The sequence below is a fragment of the Streptomyces sp. NPDC029674 genome, assembly GCF_044903205.1.
Taxonomy (GTDB): Bacteria; Actinomycetota; Actinomycetes; order Streptomycetales; family Streptomycetaceae; genus Streptomyces.
This window is the reverse complement of sequence record NZ_JBJDPY010000016.1, coordinates 45,063-57,976: the sequence shown is the minus strand read 5'-3', so window position 1 is coordinate 57,976 and position 12,914 is coordinate 45,063. Positions and strand designations below refer to the sequence as shown.

General features: G+C 71.6%; 14 protein-coding genes. 9 read left to right on the top strand and 5 right to left on the bottom strand.

Annotation, left to right across the window (positions count from 1 at the left end; all coding sequences use genetic code 11):
• The first annotated feature begins 63 nt into the window (after window positions 1-63).
• From ACI2L3_RS31575 to ACI2L3_RS31560, 4 genes are all read left to right on the top strand, one after another.
• Window positions 64-930 carry an SAM-dependent methyltransferase gene (locus ACI2L3_RS31575; RefSeq protein ID WP_398299100.1) on the top strand — a complete coding sequence of 289 codons (867 nt, stop codon included), beginning with the start codon at window positions 64-66 and terminating at the stop codon, window positions 928-930.
• A gap of 47 nt (window positions 931-977) precedes the next feature.
• On the top strand, window positions 978-1,877 hold the full coding sequence (locus ACI2L3_RS31570) for an alpha/beta fold hydrolase (protein ID WP_404755816.1): 900 nt from the start codon (window positions 978-980) through the stop codon (window positions 1,875-1,877).
• A gap of 120 nt (window positions 1,878-1,997) precedes the next feature.
• Window positions 1,998-4,403: a type I polyketide synthase gene (locus tag ACI2L3_RS31565; protein WP_404755815.1), complete on the top strand. Its 2,406-nt coding sequence runs from the start codon at window positions 1,998-2,000 to the stop codon at window positions 4,401-4,403.
• 45 nt (window positions 4,404-4,448) lie between these two features.
• Window positions 4,449-4,766 carry an acyl carrier protein gene (locus ACI2L3_RS31560; protein ID WP_404755814.1) on the top strand — a complete coding sequence of 106 codons (318 nt, stop codon included), beginning with the start codon at window positions 4,449-4,451 and terminating at the stop codon, window positions 4,764-4,766.
• A gap of 77 nt (window positions 4,767-4,843) precedes the next feature.
• Here ACI2L3_RS31560 and ACI2L3_RS31555 read toward each other — a convergent pair whose 3' ends face one another.
• Together ACI2L3_RS31555 and ACI2L3_RS31550 are read right to left on the bottom strand one after the other, a co-directional pair.
• On the bottom strand, window positions 4,844-5,374 hold the full coding sequence (locus tag ACI2L3_RS31555; RefSeq protein ID WP_404755813.1) for a hypothetical protein: 531 nt from the start codon (window positions 5,372-5,374) through the stop codon (window positions 4,844-4,846).
• Between the two features lie 318 nt (window positions 5,375-5,692).
• Window positions 5,693-5,881, bottom strand: coding sequence for an antitoxin (locus tag ACI2L3_RS31550; RefSeq protein WP_404755812.1), 189 nt, complete (start codon window positions 5,879-5,881; stop codon window positions 5,693-5,695).
• A 194-nt stretch (window positions 5,882-6,075) separates the two neighbouring features.
• On the opposite strand from ACI2L3_RS31550, the gene ACI2L3_RS31545 reads away from it, so the two are divergent.
• On the top strand, window positions 6,076-6,873 hold the full coding sequence (locus ACI2L3_RS31545; protein ID WP_404755811.1) for a hypothetical protein: 798 nt from the start codon (window positions 6,076-6,078) through the stop codon (window positions 6,871-6,873).
• Window positions 6,874-6,971: 98 nt separating this feature from the next.
• Window positions 6,972-7,607, top strand: coding sequence for a DUF1345 domain-containing protein (locus ACI2L3_RS31540; protein WP_404755810.1), 636 nt, complete (start codon window positions 6,972-6,974; stop codon window positions 7,605-7,607).
• On the opposite strand, the gene ACI2L3_RS31535 is transcribed toward ACI2L3_RS31540, so the two are convergent.
• Together ACI2L3_RS31535 and ACI2L3_RS31530 are read right to left on the bottom strand one after the other, a co-directional pair.
• Complete coding sequence (locus ACI2L3_RS31535; RefSeq protein ID WP_404755809.1) at window positions 7,561-7,875, bottom strand: DUF6003 family protein; 315 nt, start codon at window positions 7,873-7,875, stop codon at window positions 7,561-7,563. The two genes, ACI2L3_RS31540 and ACI2L3_RS31535, sit on opposite strands and share 47 nt — an antisense overlap.
• A 120-nt stretch (window positions 7,876-7,995) precedes the next feature.
• On the bottom strand, window positions 7,996-8,955 hold the full coding sequence (locus tag ACI2L3_RS31530) for a LysR family transcriptional regulator (RefSeq protein WP_404755808.1): 960 nt from the start codon (window positions 8,953-8,955) through the stop codon (window positions 7,996-7,998).
• Between the two features lie 71 nt (window positions 8,956-9,026).
• Here ACI2L3_RS31530 and ACI2L3_RS31525 point away from each other — a divergent pair, with 71 nt between their 5' ends.
• From ACI2L3_RS31525 to ACI2L3_RS31515, 3 genes are all read left to right on the top strand, one after another.
• On the top strand, window positions 9,027-9,926 hold the full coding sequence (locus tag ACI2L3_RS31525; protein WP_404755807.1) for a dihydrodipicolinate synthase family protein: 900 nt from the start codon (window positions 9,027-9,029) through the stop codon (window positions 9,924-9,926).
• A 91-nt stretch (window positions 9,927-10,017) separates the two neighbouring features.
• A complete protein-coding gene (gene gdhA, locus ACI2L3_RS31520) occupies window positions 10,018-11,385 on the top strand; it encodes an NADP-specific glutamate dehydrogenase (protein WP_404755806.1) in 1,368 nt (455 codons plus the stop codon).
• Window positions 11,386-11,408: 23 nt separating this feature from the next.
• Entirely contained in the window at window positions 11,409-11,681 is a 273-nt protein-coding gene (locus tag ACI2L3_RS31515) for a DUF3253 domain-containing protein (protein WP_404755805.1), read from the top strand.
• A 24-nt stretch (window positions 11,682-11,705) separates the two neighbouring features.
• On the opposite strand, the gene ACI2L3_RS31510 is transcribed toward ACI2L3_RS31515, so the two are convergent.
• Window positions 11,706-12,872, bottom strand: coding sequence for an alkaline phosphatase PhoX (locus tag ACI2L3_RS31510; protein ID WP_404755804.1), 1,167 nt, complete (start codon window positions 12,870-12,872; stop codon window positions 11,706-11,708).
• Window positions 12,873-12,914 lie beyond the last annotated feature (42 nt).

Genomic DNA, 12,914 nt, shown 5'->3' with positions numbered 1-12,914 from the left:
AGGGGCTGTTGAGGGGCGGGGGTGGGGTTGTGACGCCCCCAGCCGCGCGGTGACGCTGAAGCCGTGACGAAGAACGCGACGACCAAGAAGCCCCCGACGGTGAACAAGACCGTCGCCCCCGAGCCCAGCGACATCGGCCACTACTACGACCACAAGGTCTTCGACCTGATGACTCAGCTCGGAGACGGCAACCTGCACTACGGCTACTGGTTCGACGGCGGCGAGCAGCAGGCCACCTTCGACGAGGCCATGGTCCAGATGACCGACGAGATGATCCGCCGCCTCGACCCGGCGCCCGGCGACCGCGTCCTCGACATCGGCTGCGGCAACGGCACCCCGGCCATGCAGCTGGCCCGCGCCCGCGACGTCGAGGTGGTCGGCATCTCCGTCAGCGCCCGCCAGGTCGAGCGCGGCAACCGCCGGGCGCGCGAGGCCGGCCTCGCCGACCGCGTCCGCTTCGAGCAGGTCGACGCCATGAACCTGCCGTTCGACGACGGCTCCTTCGACCACTGCTGGGCCCTGGAGTCCATGCTCCACATGCCGGACAAGCAGCAGGTCCTCACCGAGGCCCACCGGGTCGTGAAGCCCGGCGCGCGGATGCCGATCGCCGACATGGTGTACCTCAACCCCGACCCCAGCCGGCCCAGGACCGCCACCGTCAGCGACACCACGATCTACGCCGCGCTCACCGACATCGGGGACTACCCCGACATCTTCCGCGCCGCCGGTTGGACGGTCCTCGAACTGACCGACATCACCCGCGAGACCGCCAAGACCTACGACGGCTACGTCGAGTGGATCCGCGCCCACCGGGACGAGTACGTCGACATCATCGGCGTAGAGGGATACGAGCTGTTCCTGCACAACCAGGCGGCCCTCGGCAAGATGCCCGAACTCGGGTACATCTTCGCGACCGCGCAGCGCCCCTGACCCCGCGCCCCCTGCCGCCCCTCGCTCCCCATCCCAAGGGTCCGCCTGTGAAGAACCTCCGCGTCCCCGTGTCGCAGACCGTCTCCCTCAACGTCCGGCACCGGCCCGCAGGCGGACCGGGAGCCACGCGCCGCCCGTTCCTGCTGCTGCACGGCATGCTCTCCAACGCCCGGATGTGGGACGAGGTCGCCGGACGCCTCGCCGCCGCCGGGCACCCGGTCTACGCCGTCGACCACCGCGGCCACGGCGAGTCGGACGCGCCGCCCGACGGGTACGAGAACGCGGCGGTCGTCACGGACCTGGTGGCGGCCGTCACCGCCCTCGGCCTGTCCGGCGCGCTGGTCGCCGGGCACTCCTGGGGCGCGCACCTCGCCCTGCGCCTGGCGGCCGAACGCCCCGACCTGGTGGCAGGTCTGGCACTGATCGACGGCGGCTGGTACGAGTTCGACGGGCCGGTGATGCGGGCCTTCTGGGAGCGCACCGCCGACGTGGTCCGGCGCGCGCAGCAGGGCACCACAAGCGCCGCCGACATGCGCGCCTACCTGCGGGCCACCCACCCCGACTGGTCGCCCACCTCCATCGAGGCACGCCTGGCGGACTACCGCGTCGGACCGGACGGCCTGCTCATCCCCCGCCTGACCTCGGAACAGGTCATGTCGATCGTCGCCAGTCTGCAGCGGGAGGCGCCCGCCGACTGGTACCCCAAGATCACCGTGCCGGTCCGGCTGCTGGCCCTCATCCCGGCCATTCCCCAGCTGTCGGACCAGGTACGGGCGTGGGTGGCCGCCGCCGAGGCGGCACTGGAGCAGGTGAGCGTTCGCTGGTATCCGGGCTCCGACCACGATCTGCACGCCGGCGCACCCGACGAGATCGCCGCCGACCTTCTTCTCCTCGCCCGCTCGTGCGGCGCGAGTTCCAGCGGCAAGGCGGGGGTTAGGCCCGCTTAAGCAGCCGCGGCAACCCTGGCAGCCGTGGCGACGACAGCATGCGGCTCCCGCCTGCCCACCTTGCCCGACCTCGTCCCACCTGAGGCTTCACGCGCGAGAACAGGAAGGCTGACCATTCCCGTGGCGAACGAAGAGAAGCTCGTCGAATACCTCAAGTGGACGACCGCCGAGCTCCACCAGGCCCAGCAGCAGCTGCGCGAACTGAAGGCCGCACAGCACGAGCCGATCGCCGTCGTCTCCATGGCCTGCCGGCTGCCCGGCAAGACCCGCACCCCGGACGACCTGTGGGATCTGGTGTCCGAGGGGCGCGACGCCGTCACCGGTTTCCCCGACGACCGCGCCTGGGAACTCCCCGAGGAACGCCCGTACGCGGAGCTCGGCGGCTTCCTGGACGACGCGGCCGGCTTCGACGCGGACTTCTTCGACATCAGCGCCACCGAGGCCGTGGCCACCGAACCCCTCCAGCGCCTCATGCTCCACCTCGCGTGGGAGACCGTCGAACGCGGCCACATCGCCCCGCACACCCTGCGCTCCACACTGACCGGCGTGTACGTCGGCGCCACCGGGCACGACTACGCGACGCGCCTGGAGACCGCACCCGACGAGCTCCTGCCCTACCTGGGCGGCGGCACCTCCGGCAGCCTCGTCTCCGGCCGCATCGCCTACGCCCTCGGTCTCGAAGGCCCCGCCATCAGCGTGGACACGGCCTGCTCGTCCTCCCTGGTCGCCCTCCACCTGGCCTGCCAGGCGCTGCGCCGCGGGGAGTGCGGGCTCGCCCTCGCCGGCGGCGGCACCGTCATGTCGACGCCGCACACCTTCCACGCCTTCGCCCACCAGAAGTCCCTTGCGCAGGACGGCCGTTGCAAGCCGTTCGCCGCCGCGGCCGACGGCATGGGCCTTGGCGAGGGCGTCGGCCTGGTCCTGCTGGAGCGGCTCAGCGACGCGAGGAAGAACGGCCATCCGGTGCTCGCCGTCATCCGCGGCTCCGCGGTGAACCAGGACGGTGCAGGCTACGGCCTGGCCGCCCCCAACGGCCCCTCCCAGCAGCACGTGATCCGCGCCGCCCTCGCCGACGCGCGGCTCACCCCGGACCGGATCGACGCCGTCGAGGCACACGGGACGGGCACCCCCATCGGCGACGCCATCGAGGTCCAGGCCCTCCTCGCCACGTACGGCGCCGACCGCTCCCCCGACCGCCCCCTGTGGCTCGGCTCCGTCAAGTCCAACACGGGGCACACGCAGGGGGCCGCCGGTACCGCGGCGCTCATCAAGATGGTCCAGGCCCTCCGCCACGGCACCCTGCCGCCGACCCTCCACGTCGACCGCCCGACTCCGCTCGCCGCCTGGAAGAAGGGCGCGGTACGGCTGCTCACCGAGGCGGTCGACTGGCCGCGCCGCGAAGAGCCCCGCCGTGTCGGCATCTCCGCGTTCGCCACGTCCGGCACCAACGCCCACCTCATCCTCGAAGAGGCTCCGGCGCCGCATGCCGCCGCTGACGGGGCGACGGCCGTCGCCGCGTCACCCGAACTCCCGGTGGCCTGGGCCCTGTCGGCCCGTACTCCCGAAGCCCTGCAAGCGCAGGCGAAGGCCCTGGTCGCACACTTGGCGGCCGCCGACCCCGCGCCCTCCCCCGCCGAGGTCGCCTACTCACTCGCCGCCACCCGCAGCCCCCTGGAACACCGTGCCGTCCTCACCGGCACGGACCACACCGAACTGCTCACCGCCGCCCGCGCCCTGGCCGCCGGGGAGGACCACCCGGACCTCGTCCGGAGCGTCCCCGGGGACACTCCCAAGAAGATCGCGTGGCACTTCGACGCCGAGGCCGCCGACCCCCACTCCGCCGACGCCGGTGACACCACTCCCCTGAGCCTCGCGGGTGCCGACTTCCGCGCGGCCTTCCCGCTCTTCGCGACCGCCTTCGACGAAGCGCGCGCACGCCTCGACCTCCACCTCGCGACTTCCCTGCGCTTCGCGGTGCAGACCGCGCTCGCGCGCCTGCTCCTCGAATCCGGGGTCCGCCCGCACACCCTCACCGGACACGGCGTCGGCCACATCGCCGCCGCGCACGCCGCCGGGATCCTCACCCTCGACGACGCGTGCCGACTGGCCGCCGCCCACGCCGCGGCCACCGCCGAGGGTGCGCAACCGCCCCCACCGGACGCCTACGAGCCCGTGCTGAAGCAGCTGACGTTCCAGCGCCCCACGCTCGGGCTCACCAGCACCGCTCCGGCCGACACCCCCATCGCCTCCCCCGAGTACTGGCACCACCACCTCACCTCGCCCGCCGCCGCACCCCCCGCCCCCGACACCCACACGCCTCTCCACCTGGGCACGTTCTCCCCCGGCACACCCGCCGTACGCGCCCTGCTGACCGCCCTCGCGCGGCTGCACACCACGGGCGGCACCGTCGACTGGACCCCGCTCGTCCGGCGCACGCCGCACCCCCGGACCGTCGACCTGCCGACGTACCCCTTCCAGGCCAAGCGCTACTGGCTGCACGACCACACCACGCACGCCACGGTGTGACCCGCCAACACCACGCACCAACATCCCACCCACACAGGAGCATTCATGACCAGCACCGACAACACCCCCGGCCAGGACGCCACCGAGCTGGAGAAGCAGCTCGCCGCGGCCACCCCCGAGGAGCGCGAGAAGCTCCTCACCGACACCATCCGCACGCAGGCCGGCACCCTCCTGAACACGACCCTCGCCGACGACAGCAACTTCCTCGAGAACGGTCTCAACTCCCTCACCGCTCTCGAACTCACCAAGACGCTGATGACGCTGACCGGCATGGAGATCGCCATGGTCGCCATCGTCGAGAACCCCACACCCGCCCAGCTCGCCCACCACCTCAGCCAGGAGCTGGCACACACCACCGCGTAACCCCTGGACCACCCGGGCATGACGCCCAACCCCGCCCCCGGACGCACAGCCCGGGGGCACAAAAACGAAGGCCGCGGTCAGGCCGCGGGGCAAAGCGCCGCGGGGCCGGCCGGGGCCGAGGCGGCGCGGGCCACGGTCGCGCGCACGGGACGGGCGGTACGTACGGTGGCCGCGGCCTGCGAACGGTTCCGCGCGAAGACGACGAGGCGCAGTACCGCGAACCGCGCGACACCGGCGAGTGCGGAGGCCGACAGGTACACGACCTGCTCGAGCACCGCGCCGGGTGCCACCACCAGCTGCTGCAGGACGAGCATCGCCACACAGGTCACCGCGTACGCGGCCGCCGCGGACCCGGCCGACTGCGCGTGCTGCCGCCCGGTCGCGCGCCCGCCCGCGCCGAAGGTGAAGCGGGCGTGGAGCTCGGTGGCGAGGAGCGTGGAGACCACGGTGACCAGGGCGTTGGCCGCCGCCCAGGGCAGCCAGGAGGCGAGGGCCACCACGGCGAAGCTGGAGGCGAGGCCCACCCCGCCACCGCAGAGCACGAAGCGGGCGAAGGCGGCACAGGCGCCGGGTACGGCGGCCTGCTCCTGGCTCTGTGCTGTCCCCATGACGTGACCCCTCCGACGCCGACTCCCCGAATCGCGCGTCTCGTGCCCCGTGGGACGAGGCGACGCGCTCCCTATGACGCCATCATGGCACACATATGGCACCACGCGATGCCATTTTCTCCACTCGCGTGGCCATCAGGGCAGACACAGCAGAGAGGCGCAGCCGTGAAGCCGCGCCTCAAATGGGGATGAACGTCTATATCCAGGCCGACACTCCACTCCGGCACACGCGTGGCACCAATGCGGAGCCAAGCCGCGACGCGGCCTCACGGCACAGACGCCGCAGCCGAGCCGGCGGTCGGCCGGACGGCTTCCGTCCTAACTCTGCGGAGGATCCTGCCGGTCCGAGCCGAGCTGCCCCCTGAGCTTGTCCTGGGCCGTATCGACCTGACTGCTGTACTTGCTCTGCGTCCTGTCGTCGACGAAGTCGCCCGCCTTGTCGATTCCCTGGCCGGCCTTGTTCTCGTGCCCCTTGAGCATCTGCTTGAGCTTGTCCATGACGGTCATGGGCGCACCTGCCTCTCTGCGTGTCTCCCCTCATCCAGGTTCAGGGCACAGCCGGGGATCCGCATCTTTCCGGCGCAAGCGCTTCGCTCGTTCGAGGGCAGGAGACCGTGCCGCGCTTTCGGGCGGTGCGGAGCGGGCCATGATCACGAAAGGCCCGCGGTGGCGGGCCTTTCGCCTGTTCAGGAGGGATTGCCGTGATCCTCGTCATCGTCGTCGCCGTAGTGGCTCTGTGCGCGGGGCTGGCCGCGAACCGGTTCCTGCGGCCGCGGCTCATGAGCGACGACGACGCCGGTATGGCCGTCAAGGACCTCGTCGGCCCGTTGCTGACACTGACCGTCCTCCTGCTGGCCTTCGTGCTTGTCACCGCCTCCGGCTCCTACAGCAAGGCGGAGATCGCCTCGCGCGGCGAGGCCCGCGCGCTCGACCAGCTCACCGAGGTCGCCGAATACGCGCCCCCGGCCGAGCGGGAGCGGGTCCAGGCGGACACCGTCTGCTACGCACGTGCCGTACGCAGCCAGGAGTGGCCCGCCATGGCCGACGGAAAGGGGTCGGCGGCACCCAGCGTGTGGTCGACGGACGTCCGCCGCTCCTTCCGCGGCCTGGAGGGCAAGCCCGTGTTCGGCATGCTGATCGCCGCCGACAACAAGCGGTCCGACGAACGCGAGGAACGCCTCACACAGGCCACCGCCAGCATTCCCAGCGCCATCTTCTGGTTCCTGCTCGCCACCCTCACCATCACGGTCGTGGCGCTCGCCATCTGTCTGCCCCGCAGGAACAAGCGCGGCCAGGTCATCGTACTCACCGTGATCACCGCGCTCCTGACGGCGACGCTGTGCATCATCCGCGACGTCGACCGGCCCTTCGGCGGAATCATCAACGTCGAATCCACCGCGATCACGGAGGTGGAACGGCAGGCGACCCGCGACTTCCTCACCCACCACAAGGCCGCCGACCTGCCGTGCGACAACAAGGGCGACCGGCGCGCCACCTGACGCCGCCCGCCCTGACGCAGGTCCGGCGATGACCGGTGCGGTCGGTCAGAGAGGTTCGTCCCGTGCATCGGTGGCTTTCCGAACGACGCCGGTCGGCGGTGAGCCTGGCTCTCGCGGGATGCGCGGAGGTGATCCTCTCCATCGACGGCGTGGCGCGCATTTCGGCGGCGGACGTCGGCGTATTCGTCTGCTTCGCCTATCTGCTCCCGTACCTTGCCCTCACCTTGACCGCCTTCTTGAGCGCAGGTCCGGAGCACGTCCGCTCCTGGGCTCATCGCGAAGCTCGCGGCACCTTCCTGCAGCGCTACGTCCTCGGGACCGCGCCCGGCCCCGGGGGGTCGCTCTTCATCGCGGCTGCCGCGCTGGTGGTGGCGGTGCTGTGGCTGCCCGGCCACCTCAGCACGGCGTTCGCCGCCCTCCCCCGCACGCTGGTGGCTCTCGCCCTGGTCGTCGTCGCCTGGATCTGCGTGGTCGTGGCCTTCGCCGTCACCTTCCAGGCGGACAACCTCGTGGAGAACGAGCGGGCACTGGACTTCCCCGGCGAGCAGGCCCCGGCCTGGTCCGACCACGTCTATTTCGCCTTGGCCGCGATGACGACGTTCGGCACCACCGACGTCGTCGTGACCTCACGGGACATGCGGAGGACCGTGGCGGCGAACACGGTCATCGCCTTCGTCTTCAACACCGTCACGGTCGCGATCCTGGTGTCGGCACTGGGCGGCCGATCTCCGTGACGGACTGAGGCGCGCACTTCTGCTGGACCCTCAGCGCCTCCTCCTCGCCCAACGGCACCGGCAGCCGCTCGGTGTCCTTCGGGATGAGCGTCTCGGCCTCGGCGGGCAGGATCCTGACCTGTTCCGAGGAGACGGAGACCTCGTGGGCCTGCAACCAGGCGTTCACCGCGGGGGTTTCCGTGCATTCCAGGGCGCCGACGGCAGCGAGGGCCGCTCCCAGTCGGGGGTGTCGGTCAGGGAGGAGGAACAGGTACGCGTCATCGGCCATCGCGGATCATCGCCTTCTCATTCGAACAGCAGGACAGCGGGACAGCGGGACGTCAGGCGTCCGGCCGACCCCGGATCGCAGGGTCCAGACACCACACGTGCCCGCAGTCGGCCGGTTCACTCAGCCTCCGCCCCGGCCTTGTGGGTGCGTCATGCGCTCGACCGCCACCGTCGCCGCGGCCACGAAGGCGGCGATCGCCGGATGGGCGCCGCCGCCCGCCCGGAACGCGACCTTCGAGCGGCGGAACAACGGCAGCTCCGTGAGCACCACGCGCACGGGGCTCGGCACCGCGGCCATCTCCGGCACGAACCCGGCGCCCTGACCGGCGGCGACCAGGGCCAGCACGGTACGGAAGTCGTTGACCTGGTGGCGGATCCTGGGCTGGAACCCGGCGGCCTGGCAGGCGCGTACGGCCATCGCGTGGCCGGTGGTGCCGTCCCGCGCGGTGATCCACGGCATCTCGGCGCAGGGCCCGAGCAGCGCTGCCAGCGTGCTTCCGGAGCCGGAGCCGGAGTCCACAGTCGCGTCCGGGCCCGCGGACCCGCTCCCGGCATGGGTGACGAGGTACATCGGCTCTTCGAGCAGCGGCACCTCGTCCACGGTCGTGTCGGGGGTCGCGGGGACGAAGTCGTAGTCATGGACGAGAGCCACGTCCAGCTCGCCGGCGCGCAGACCGTCGGAGACGCGCGCGGAGTCGATCTCCCGCACCATCGGTTCCAACGCGGGGTGCCGCTCCGCCAGTTCGGCCAGCGCGCCGGGAACGATGGTGTGGCCGCCGGAAGGGAACGTCCCGATGCGCAGCGGTCCGCCGATGCCCTCCCGCGCGCCCGCCAGCTCGGCCACCGCCTGTTCGAGGCGGTTCAGCACCGCGTCGGCGTGGGCGACCAGGGAGCGGCCGGCGGGCGTGAGGACCACGCGTCTGCCGCTGCGTTCCAGCAGCGGCACGCCCGCTTCCCTCTCCAGCACCCCGAGCTGCTGGGAGACGGCGGACGCGGTGAAGGTCAGCGCTTCGGCCACGGCGGCGATGGTGCCCCGCCGGTCCAGTTCGCGGAGCAGATGGAGGCGACGGACATCGAGCATAAGTTCAGCTTAGGTGTGAGGGCGGAAATCTGAAATGGATCTACCGAGTGGTGTGGGCCAGGGTGGGAGCCATGAACCGCGAACCGCTCTTCACCGGCCTGTACGTTCCCCTGATCACTCCGTTCACCGCCGATCTGCGCCTGGCCCCCGACGCGCTGGCCCGACTCGCCGACGAGGCGCTGTCGGCCGGTGCCTCCGGTCTTGTCGCCCTCGGGACGACCGCCGAGACCGCCACGTTGACCGCCGAGGAGAGAGAAACGGTGGTCCGTATCTGCTCGGCCGCCTGCCGGGCACACGGCGCACCGCTCATCGTCGGGGTCGGCACCAACGACACGGCCGCCGCCATCACGTCCCTGCGGGAGCTGGCGGCCAAGGGCGACGTCGCCGCGGCGCTGGTCCCCGCGCCGCCCTACATCCGCCCCGGGGAGGCGGGGACCCTGGCGCACTTCACCGAGCTGTCCGAGCACGGCGGCCTGCCGTTGATCGTGTACGACATCCCGTATCGCACCGGCCAGACGCTCGGCGCCGGCACGATCGCCGCGCTCGGCCGCCTGCCGGAGGTCGTCGGCATCAAGCACGCGACCGGCGCGATCGACGCGACGACCATGGAGTTGCTCGACTCGCCCTTGCCCGGTTTCGCGGTGCTCGGCGGTGACGACATCGTCCTCTCGCCGCTCGTCGCGGCGGGCGCCCACGGCGGAATCGTCGCGTCCGCCAATCTGCGGACAGCCGACTTCGCCGAGATGATCGCGCTGTGGCGAAGAGGCTCCGCCGCACCCGCCCGCAGCCTCGGAGCCGAACTGGCCCGGCTGTCCGCCGCCCTCTTCACCGAACCGAACCCCACGGTGGTCAAGGGAGTGCTGCACGCCCAAAACCGCATTCCCAGCCCGGCCGTCCGCATGCCGCTGCTGGCCGCCTCCGCCGATTCGGTCCGCCGGGCGGCGCCCCTGGCACGGCCGGGTCTCGCATAGTGGTCACTCTCTGGACCCGACGCCCGGTCGCCGTGTTTCCATGCGCGTAACACTTGCGGCTTGAACGTCCTCGCGCACTGAAAGGGCCCCTTTGACCACGCGACCCGATACGAAGACAGCGCAGCCGGTGCTCTCGCAGCTGCTCACGGAGATCGAACACCGCAACCCGGCGCAGCCGGAGTTCCACCAGGCCGCCCGCGAGGTCCTCGAGACCCTGGCACCGGTCATCGCGGCTCGCCCCGAGTACGCCGAAGCCGGCCTGATCGAGCGCCTGTGCGAGCCGGAGCGGCAGATCGTCTTCCGGGTGCCGTGGCAGGACGACCGCGGTCGCGTGCGGGTCAACCGCGGCTTCCGGGTGGAGTTCAACAGCGCACTCGGCCCGTACAAGGGCGGCCTGCGCTTCCACCCCTCGGTGAACCTCGGCGTCATCAAGTTCCTGGGCTTCGAGCAGATCTTCAAGAACGCGCTGACGGGCCTCGGCATCGGCGGCGGCAAGGGCGGCAGCGACTTCGACCCGCGCGGCCGCAGCGACGCGGAAGTCATGCGTTTCTGCCAGTCGTTCATGACGGAGCTGTACCGGCACATCGGCGAGCACACGGACGTCCCCGCGGGTGACATCGGCGTCGGCGGCCGGGAGATCGGCTACCTGTTCGGTCAGTACCGGCGCATCACCAACCGCTGGGAGGGCGGCGTCCTCACCGGCAAGGGCCGGAACTGGGGCGGTTCCCTGATCCGTCCGGAGGCGACCGGATACGGCAACGTCCTCTTCACGGCGGCGATGCTGCGTGAGCGCGGCGAGACCCTGGAAGGCCGGACGGCGGTCGTGTCGGGCTCCGGGAACGTCGCCATCTACACCATTGAGAAGCTGGCGGCCCTGGGCGCCAACGCCGTGACGTGTTCGGACTCCTCCGGCTACGTGGTCGACGAGAAGGGCATCGACCTCGACCTGCTCAAGCAGGTGAAGGAGGTCGAACGCGCCCGGGTGGACACCTACGCCCAACGCCGCGGCGCCTCGGCCCGGTTCGTGCCGGGCCGGCGGGTCTGGGAGGTGCCTGCCGACATCGCACTGCCGTCCGCCACGCAGAACGAGCTGGACGCCGACGACGCCACCGCTCTGATCCGAGGCGGTGTGAAGGCGGTCTCGGAGGGCGCCAACATGCCGACGACCCCCGAGGCCGTCCGCCTGTTCCGGCAGGAGGGTGTCTCCTTCGGTCCCGGCAAGGCGGCCAACGCCGGGGGCGTCGCGGTCAGCGCGCTGGAGATGGCCCAGAACCACGCCCGTACGTCGTGGCCGGCGGAGCGCGTCGAGGAGGAGCTGGCGCGCATCATGAACGACATCCACAGCACGTGCCACGAGACCGCCGAGCGCTACGGCGCCCCCGGCGACTACGTGACGGGCGCGAACATCGCCGGCTTCGAGCGGGTGGCGGACGCGATGTCCGCCCAGGGCGTCATCTGACCCGCGGTGCGACACTGGCGGATGTGACGGACAGCGAACGGCGGACGGACCGGCGCCTGGAGCGGGCCATCCTCGAACTCCTCGAGCGGCGCCGCCCGTCCGCGACGATCTGCCCCTCCGACGCCGCACGGGCGGTGTACGAAGGGGACGACGACGGCTGGCGCGCCCTCATGGAACCGGCGCGCCGGGCCGCCCGCCGGCTGGTCGCGGCCGGCGAGGTGGAGATCACCCAGGGGGGCCGCCCCGTGCGGCCCGCGGACGCGCGCGGCCCGATCCGGATCCGCCGCGTCCGCTGACCCGCGTCCGACGCCGGAGCGTGCTCAGACGGTGGTGCGGAAGGGTCCTGCGACCTCGTAGGTGATGCCGCCGGAGGAGCTGCCGGACGTACCGCGCTGGCTGGAGAAGTACAGCCGCTTGCCGTCGGGGGAGAAGGCCGGGCCGGTGATCTCGGAGCCGGACTGGCCCGTGATGCGCAGGAAGGGGGCCACGACGTCGGCGGGGGTGATGACGCAGATCTCCATGTTGCCGCCGTCCTCGGCGACGAACAGGTCTCCCGAGGAGCTGCCGGTGACGTTGTCGACGCCGGTCAGGGGCGCGGTGCCGCTGGTGACGAGGCTGTCGTCGTAGGCGAGTTCGTAGGTGTTGGCGCGCAGGTCGAGCCGCCAGAGGCGGTTGTCGCCCTTGGTGGTGAACCAGACGGTGTCGGCGGCGTAGTGGCAGCCCTCGCCGCCGTTGAAGATCTTGGCCCCGGAGACCTGGTCGCGGGTGTAGGTGGGCGAGCCGTCCGGGTCGGGCACGTTGGCCCAGGTGAAGGAGCCCGAGGTGCCGGAGCCCGCGACCAGTACCTGGAGGGTGCCGGAGGAGAGGTCGCCCCAGGTGGCCGGGGTGAACCGGTAGAAGCAGCCGTCCGACTCGTCCTCGGTCAGGTAGATCACCTTGCGCACCGGGTCGGCGGCGGCAGCCTCGTGCTTGAACTGGCCCATCGCGCTGCGGCGGACGGCGGCCTTCGCGCCCCACGGGTCGGTCTCGTAGACGTAGCCGCGGCTGACCTCCTCGCAGGACAGCCAGGTGTTCCACGGGGTGGCCCCGCCCGCGCAGTTGTTCCGGGTGTTGGACAGGACCCGGTAGGCGCCCGTGACGGAACCGGACGAGCTGAACTTGACGGCGCTCGCCCCGCCGCCGGTGGCGAGCTCGGAGTTGGAGACGTATATCCAGCCCGTGCCGTCGGCGAAACAGGCGCCGCCGTCCGGGGCGCCGTGCCAGGTGTACGAGGTGCCGGAGACGGTCCGGCCCGAGCGGGCTATGACGCGGCTGGTGAAGCCGGCCGGCAGCATGATGCCGTTGGCGTCGGCGGCCAGCAGCCCGCCGTAGGGGCTGGTGCCGGGCTGGGCCGGGGCCGCGTAGGCGGCGCCGTGCATGAGGGTGCCTCCGAAGACGGCGGCAGAGGTGCCGAACACCGCACCACGCAGGAAGTTGCGACGGTCCACAGATACTCCTACACCGGGAAACGAACGATGAGTTGACGGGCG

Coding starts and splice junctions, on each gene's coding strand:
- ACI2L3_RS31560 (WP_404755814.1), top strand. CDS start 4,449: ATGACCAGCACCGACAACACCCCCGGCCAGGACGCCACCGAGCTGGAG.
- ACI2L3_RS31555 (WP_404755813.1), bottom strand. CDS start 5,374: ATGGGGACAGCACAGAGCCAGGAGCAGGCCGCCGTACCCGGCGCCTGT.
- ACI2L3_RS31550 (WP_404755812.1), bottom strand. CDS start 5,881: ATGACCGTCATGGACAAGCTCAAGCAGATGCTCAAGGGGCACGAGAAC.
- ACI2L3_RS31535 (WP_404755809.1), bottom strand. CDS start 7,875: ATGGCCGATGACGCGTACCTGTTCCTCCTCCCTGACCGACACCCCCGA.
- ACI2L3_RS31530 (WP_404755808.1), bottom strand. CDS start 8,955: ATGCTCGATGTCCGTCGCCTCCATCTGCTCCGCGAACTGGACCGGCGG.
- ACI2L3_RS31525 (WP_404755807.1), top strand. CDS start 9,027: ATGAACCGCGAACCGCTCTTCACCGGCCTGTACGTTCCCCTGATCACT.